Genomic DNA, 6,285 nt, shown 5'->3' on the forward strand with positions numbered 1-6,285 from the left:
ATTAATTTTATTTTTTTATTCAAGACTGAACAAGTCTCACAAGCTGTTAATCAAAAAAAATATTGATTTAGTTCGATCAGAAATGAGTTCTTTAGGAGCCAAATCTAAAAAGGATAAGCACCCTATTGAATCTAAAATGGCTTCCGACGTTTTTGACTCTCAACATATAAGTTTACAGCCGAGTGATCACAGTCATGAACATTTTGACCCGGTGATGATGCGAGAGCTCGCGACTCACACTTAGAAGAGATAATGAATAAGAAACAGCTTTATCTTGATCCAAATTTGAGTTTAGATAGTCTTGCAGAGTCACTTGAAATAAATAGAAATTATCTTTCTAAGGTGATCGATCATCTTCATAGTGTACATTATAGTATATACGTGATAAACTTCAGGATTAGAAGAGCGATACACTTGATTTCGAGCAGACATGATGCAGAGGTCTACAACTTTGAAGGAATAGCGAAGGAAGTTGGCTTTGCAAATCGAACTACATTTCTATCTGCATTCAAAAAGTATACTGGTGTAACACCATCATTTTCATAAAAAATCTTTCAAAACAATAACCTCACTTAAAACACAAAAACTCATGCAGTTTTCGCTTTGTGTTCTCAGTGCTCTCAGTGGTCATTTTTTAAAGTTAAGCTTTTATCAACCGGATCATTTCTCTGACTGCATTCTCAAGTCCGACAAAAACTGCTTTTGCGATTATTGCATGTCCAATGCTTACTTCTTCTATTTCTTTGATCTCACGAAAAGGAATAATGTTTAAATAGTTCAAACCATGACCGGCATTAACTCCTAAATCGAGTTTTCGTCCAAGTTTTGCCGCTTGACGTATTCTTTCCAACTCTTCTATTGCTTCTTCTTCGCTTATTGCGTTTGCATAATCACCTGTATGGATTTCAATAAAATCCGCACCTAAGTCCGCGGCACTTTGGATATGGTCTGGAATTGGATCAATAAACAAGCTGACTTCGACCTCATGTTTGTGAAGTTCATCGATTGTCTCTTTAACCTTCTTGAAATTTGAAATAACATCTAATCCACCTTCAGTTGTGAGTTCTTGACGTTTTTCTGGAACTAACGTTGCAAGATCGGGACCTATTTCGCAAGCGATTTTCACAATTTCTTCATTGGTGGACATTTCAAGATCGAGTTTTGTTTTTACCATATCGCGAAGTAATCTAACATCACGGTCATTAACATGCCTTCTGTCTTCTCTGAGATGACAAACAATTCCATCAGCACCGGCAAGTTCACATATCATTGCTGCAGTTACAGGATCGGGTTCAAATTCTCCCCTCGCCTGCCGAAGAGTAGCAACATGATCAATATTTATACAAAGTCTCATTATTAAATCCTTTTAATTAATTCAATAAATGAATCGAAACTAATTCCGTAGACTTCGGTTCTGTGTCTAATTACAGAAATTAAGTCGATTGACAACATAATAAAGTAGTGAATCAAAACGCAATATATAAATGAACGGGTTTTCAATGCTAAAATTCCTAATCCGATTGCACCAAAAATCGCACCGAATGTTTCAAGCTCAGGTTTCCCGAAGTGCAAAATCACAAATGGGATCATTTGAATGAATACAGCATAGTAGCCAAATTTTTTTTCAAGTCCGAACAACATATATCCGCGCCAAATAAATTCCCAGCCGATCATGTAAATTAGCATTCCAAATTCATAATAGAGAAAAATGTTCCAATAAGATTTTGCTAGCTGCAAGTGCGGCTGAGTTGAGATAAAACCTTCAAGTGAGCTGACGAACCAAAGAATCGGCATAAATATTAATACAACTATTGACGTGATTTTTAAGCCAAGCTTATAGTCTCCAATCGTAATACCAAACTCTGAGAGTTTTCTTTTATGTAAAAAAACGATCAACAGAATCGTCAGAATAAAAAGTACTGTGAAATCGCCGACAAACCAATATAGATATTCATACAGATTTAAAAAAAAAGAATTTTGGAAATGGTGTGATAATTCAATCCTGAAAAATCTTCTGCTGGTATAATAGTGATTGATAGTGTTTAAAATTGTAGTCGCGAGGAATACAATGATGATATCTTTATCGAGCTTCTTTAGTTCTGAATAGACTTCGTCAAGTATTTTTTTCATTTACGTAAAATTCTCACGTCATTCTGCTGCATAAAAATAAACATTTCTAAATTAAGTTACCTTCTAAGTCACCTTTGAGTGAAAATTCAGCGGCTTGACATGAAAGCAATATTTCTTTATATTAGCACTCGTTATTAAAGAGTGCTAATTAAACATTAAGTCATATAACATAAATTGAGAATTTTATTAAAAAAGGAGAAAAAATATGGCAAAATTAACCATTAAACCTCTATCTGATAGAGTAATTGTAAAACCCTCCCCCGCTGAAGAAGTCACTAAAGGCGGAATCTTTTTACCGGATACAGCTCAAGAAAAACCACAAAAAGGAGAAATCGTTGCTGTCGGAGCGGGCAAAGTTGCTGAAGACAGCGGCAAAGCAATTCCAATGTCAGTTAAAGTTGGTGATCAAGTGCTTTATGGAAAATACTCTGGCACGGAAATAAAAATTGACGGCGAAGAGTATTTGATCATGCGTGAATCAGACATTTTCGCAATTTTATAATAATTGAAAATTAATTTAAGGAGATTAAAATATGTCAGCTAAAATAATTGAGTTTAATCTTGAGGCAAGAACTAAACTTAAAAAAGGCGTTGACCAGCTTGCAAATGCTGTTAAGGTTACCCTTGGTCCAAAGGGACGAAATGTTGTTATTGATAAGAAATTCGGTGCGCCAACCATTACCAAAGATGGTGTAACCGTAGCTAAGGAAATCGAACTTGAAGATCCCATTGAAAATATGGGTGCTCAAATGGTCCGCGAAGTCGCATCAAAGACAAGTGATGTTGCCGGTGATGGAACAACTACTGCAACAGTGTTAGCTCAAGCAATTTATCAAGAAGGATTGAAAAACGTTACTGCCGGTGCAAATCCAATGGATTTGAAACGTGGAGTCGATATTGCAGTGGAAGGTATAGTTGAAAATCTGAAAAAGATGAGCAAGACCGTAGAGAGCAGCAAAGAGATTGCACAAGTCGGTACAATTTCTGCAAACAATGATGAATCTGTCGGAAAGATAATTGCAGAAGCAATGGATAAAGTCGGTAAAGATGGAGTAATCACAGTTGAAGAAGCAAAAGGTACAGAAACAACTTTAGATGTAGTCGAAGGAATGCAATTCGATCGTGGATATCTTTCACCTTACTTTGTTACAAATGCAGATTCCATGGAAGCAGTTCTCGAAGATCCATATTTATTAATTCACGATAAGAAAATTTCTGCAATGAAAGACCTTCTTCCAATTCTTGAGAAGATTGCGCAATCAGGTAAATCATTATTGATCATTGCAGAGGAACTCGAAGGTGAAGCACTCGCAACATTAGTCGTAAATAAATTACGCGGTACTTTAAGAGTTTGTGCAGTGAAAGCACCTGGGTTCGGTGATAGAAGAAAAGCTATGCTGGAAGATATAGCAATTCTCACAAACGGAACTGTTATCTCCGAAGAAAAAGGATTCAAATTGGAGAATTCACAGCTTTCTTACTTAGGTCAAGCAAAGAAAGTTGTTATCGACAAAGATAACACTACTATCGTCGAGGGTGCTGGAAAGAAAGATGAGATCAAGAAGCGAATCAATGAGATAAAAGTCCAGATTGAAAAGACCACTTCAGATTATGACAAAGAAAAATTACAAGAAAGACAAGCTAAACTATCCGGCGGAGTAGCAGTATTAAAAGTCGGTGCAGCTACTGAAATCGAAATGAAAGAGAAGAAAGCTCGTGTTGAGGATGCACTCCATGCAACTCGTGCAGCTGTCGAAGAAGGGGTAATTCCTGGCGGTGGAGTTGCATATTTAAGAGCAATTATCGATTTAAAAGTAAAGACCGCTAATGAAGATCAACAAACCGGAGTTGATATTGTAAAGAAATCACTCGAAGCACCGATCAGATTCATTGTTGAAAATGCCGGAGTCGAAGGTTCAGTCGTAGTTCAAAAAGTTAAAGAAGGAAAAGATGATTTCGGCTTTAACGCAGCAACCGAAGTCTACGAAAACTTAATGGCTGCTGGTGTTATCGATCCAACAAAAGTTGCAAGGACTGCATTACAAAATGCAGCATCAGTTGCCTCAATGTTGATCACAACCGAAGCCGTAGTTGTGGAAAAACCGAAGAAAGAACCTGCAATGCCATCAATGCCTCCAGGCGGTATGGGTGGAATGGATTATTAAAATTCAATCCAATTCGAAAAAGAAAATCCCGTCTTCATGACGGGATTTTTATTTTAAAGCAAATCCTTGAAGGTTCCAGATGGATTCATTTGCTACTGTCGCCAACTGGTCAGTGACAGCAATTAATATTCACAACCTTAAAGTTTTAAATTTATTGAGCGGGCGACGGGATTCGGACCCGCGACCCTTAGCTTGGGAAGCTAATGCTCTACCAACTGAGCTACACCCGCAAATCAAGATTTTCTTTCATATGCAACTTAGAAAACAAAAACTTATCTTTCAAGTGTGTTTATTTCATTATTAATTAATCTTTGAGAAAATCATTTCACTATGAATGCAAAAATAAAAGTTGCAGTTATCTTCAACGAACCAAAGGGGGAAGTTTATGAACATGTCGTGGATATTAGTAAGCATAAACTTGATTTCGAAGCATTCTTTGATACGGCTGATTTGACCCCAGAAGAAGAATTTAATATTGTATCTGAAAAATTGAAAAAAGCTGGATATGATTCTTATGCATTGAACATTAACAATAATTTGAATAGACTCATACATAACATTCGTATGAATAAGCCAGATGTAATTTTTAATTTCATTGAACATTTTGCGGATGACCCGAGGTTAGAAATGAACGTTGCAGCGCTTTTTGAATTAGTCGGAATTCCATATACTGGTGCACCTCCTTTAGCTCTTTCTGTATGTCAGAACAAAATTCTTACTAAACATTTGCTTAATTCCTATGAAATTCGAACTCCTAAATTCAAAAAAATCAAGAAGAAGAAACGGAATTACAATGTTGGGATGAAATTTCCTCTTATTGTTAAACCCCCTTTTGAAGACGCAAGCAGCGGAATAGAAAACGCTTCGGTTGTAAGAAATTATGAAGACTTAAAAAAGAGGATCGAATTTATTCTAGATGAATTCAAACAGCCCGCTTTAGTTGAAGAATTTATTGAAGGAAGGGAAATAAATGCGTCGATTTTTGGTGATAAAGAATTAGAAGTTCTGCCAATTAGTGAGACTGATTTTTCTGAAATGCCTGACTACCTTGAAAACATCGTCAGCTATGAAGCTAAATGGGACCCCTTGCATGAAGCCTACCATAAAACTTATCCTATTTGCCCCGCTCCTCTTACTAAACGGTTAAAGAAAAAAATAGAAGAGATTGCCGTGAGTTCATTTAGAATTATAGGTGCCCGCGATTACGCACGTGTCGATATGCGGATATCACAAAAAAATATCCCATATGTTCTTGAGGTTAATCCAAATCCTGATATTTCAGAAGGAGTTGCATTTATGCGTTCAGCTGAAACAGCGGGTTACAAATATGAAGATATGTTAGTAAAAATTGTTGAACTTGCATTATCACGAAAATCGTAGATTCTAGTAATAAGAACAAATCCAACTTTTTCAGTGAATTATCACCTCAAAAGTTGGATTTTTGAATTACAACATTTACTGGCTGCTATTTCTTCTTTACTTTTCTTTTTGAATTTTCCAAATCAATGAACGGTTTTACAAGATCGATCGGAATTGGGAATATAGTTGTTGAATTCTTTTCAGAGGCGACCTCGGTTAAAGTCTGAAGAAACCTTAATTGAAGTGCCATCGGTTCGCTGCTGATAACTTCTGCGGCATCACGAAGCTTTTTACTTGCTTGAAATTCCCCTTCTGCGTGAATCACTTTTGCTCTTCTCTCGCGCTCTGCTTCGGCTTGTTTCGCCATCGCCCTTTGCATTTCAATTGGTAAATCGACATGTTTTACTTCAACATTGGAGACCTTAATTCCCCATGGCTCGGTTTGATGATCAATAATTTTTTGAAGTTCACGATTAATTTTTTCCCGTTCGGCTAAAAGCTCATCAAGTTGAGATTGCCCGACAACGCTGCGCAATGTTGTTTGCGAAAGCTGGGAAGTCGCCAATAAAAAGTCTTCTACCTCCACGATTGCCTTTTCGGCTTGAATTACACGGAAATAAACAACTGCATT

7 protein-coding genes and 1 tRNA gene are annotated in these 6,285 nt (G+C 36.7%); 4 read left to right on the forward strand and 4 right to left on the reverse strand.

From position 1 onward, the window contains the following. The first annotated feature begins 252 nt into the window (after positions 1 to 252). Positions 253 to 546 (forward strand): helix-turn-helix domain-containing protein, encoded by a 294-nt coding sequence (locus FJ213_12365; GenBank protein MBM4176946.1) that lies wholly within the window; start codon positions 253 to 255, stop codon positions 544 to 546. Positions 547 to 640: 94 nt separating this feature from the next. On the opposite strand, the gene FJ213_12370 is transcribed toward FJ213_12365, so the two are convergent. Then, positions 641 to 1,357, reverse strand: coding sequence for a pyridoxine 5'-phosphate synthase (locus tag FJ213_12370; protein MBM4176947.1), 717 nt, complete (start codon positions 1,355 to 1,357; stop codon positions 641 to 643). Next, the gene (locus tag FJ213_12375; protein ID MBM4176948.1) at positions 1,357 to 2,130 is read right to left on the reverse strand and encodes a CPBP family intramembrane metalloprotease; all 774 of its coding nucleotides are present in this window, start codon (positions 2,128 to 2,130) and stop codon (positions 1,357 to 1,359) included. Before FJ213_12375 ends, FJ213_12370 begins: the two co-directional genes overlap by 1 nt. A gap of 205 nt (positions 2,131 to 2,335) precedes the next feature. Here FJ213_12375 and FJ213_12380 point away from each other — a divergent pair, with 205 nt between their 5' ends. Both FJ213_12380 and groL read left to right on the forward strand, forming a co-directional pair. Continuing rightward, positions 2,336 to 2,632 (forward strand): co-chaperone GroES, encoded by a 297-nt coding sequence (locus FJ213_12380; GenBank protein ID MBM4176949.1) that lies wholly within the window; start codon positions 2,336 to 2,338, stop codon positions 2,630 to 2,632. Positions 2,633 to 2,663: 31 nt separating this feature from the next. Next, positions 2,664 to 4,295: a chaperonin GroEL gene (gene groL / locus FJ213_12385; protein ID MBM4176950.1), complete on the forward strand. Its 1,632-nt coding sequence runs from the start codon at positions 2,664 to 2,666 to the stop codon at positions 4,293 to 4,295. 154 nt (positions 4,296 to 4,449) lie between these two features. On the opposite strand, the gene FJ213_12390 is transcribed toward groL, so the two are convergent. Further along, positions 4,450 to 4,525, reverse strand: a tRNA-Gly gene (locus tag FJ213_12390). A gap of 100 nt (positions 4,526 to 4,625) precedes the next feature. On the opposite strand from FJ213_12390, the gene FJ213_12395 reads away from it, so the two are divergent. Beyond that, entirely contained in the window at positions 4,626 to 5,675 is a 1,050-nt protein-coding gene (locus FJ213_12395) for an ATP-grasp domain-containing protein (protein MBM4176951.1), read from the forward strand. A gap of 85 nt (positions 5,676 to 5,760) precedes the next feature. Here the strand turns inward: FJ213_12395 and FJ213_12400 are convergent. Beyond that, the coding region (locus FJ213_12400) for a slipin family protein (GenBank protein MBM4176952.1) at positions 5,761 to 6,285 on the reverse strand (525 nt) is incomplete at its 5' end.

It is taken from the genome of Ignavibacteria bacterium, from assembly GCA_016873845.1.
In the GTDB taxonomy this organism is placed as follows: Bacteria; Bacteroidota; Ignavibacteria; order Ch128b; family Ch128b; genus JAHJVF01.

Bases quoted from the DNA above. Each gene is read 5' to 3' on its own strand.
- FJ213_12395 (MBM4176951.1), top strand. From the start codon at position 4,626: ATGAATGCAAAAATAAAAGTTGCAGTTATCTTCAACGAACCAAAGGGG.
- FJ213_12375 (MBM4176948.1), bottom strand. From the start codon at position 2,130: ATGAAAAAAATACTTGACGAAGTCTATTCAGAACTAAAGAAGCTCGAT.
- FJ213_12365 (MBM4176946.1), top strand. From the start codon at position 253: ATGAATAAGAAACAGCTTTATCTTGATCCAAATTTGAGTTTAGATAGT.
- groL (MBM4176950.1), top strand. From the start codon at position 2,664: ATGTCAGCTAAAATAATTGAGTTTAATCTTGAGGCAAGAACTAAACTT.
- FJ213_12380 (MBM4176949.1), top strand. From the start codon at position 2,336: ATGGCAAAATTAACCATTAAACCTCTATCTGATAGAGTAATTGTAAAA.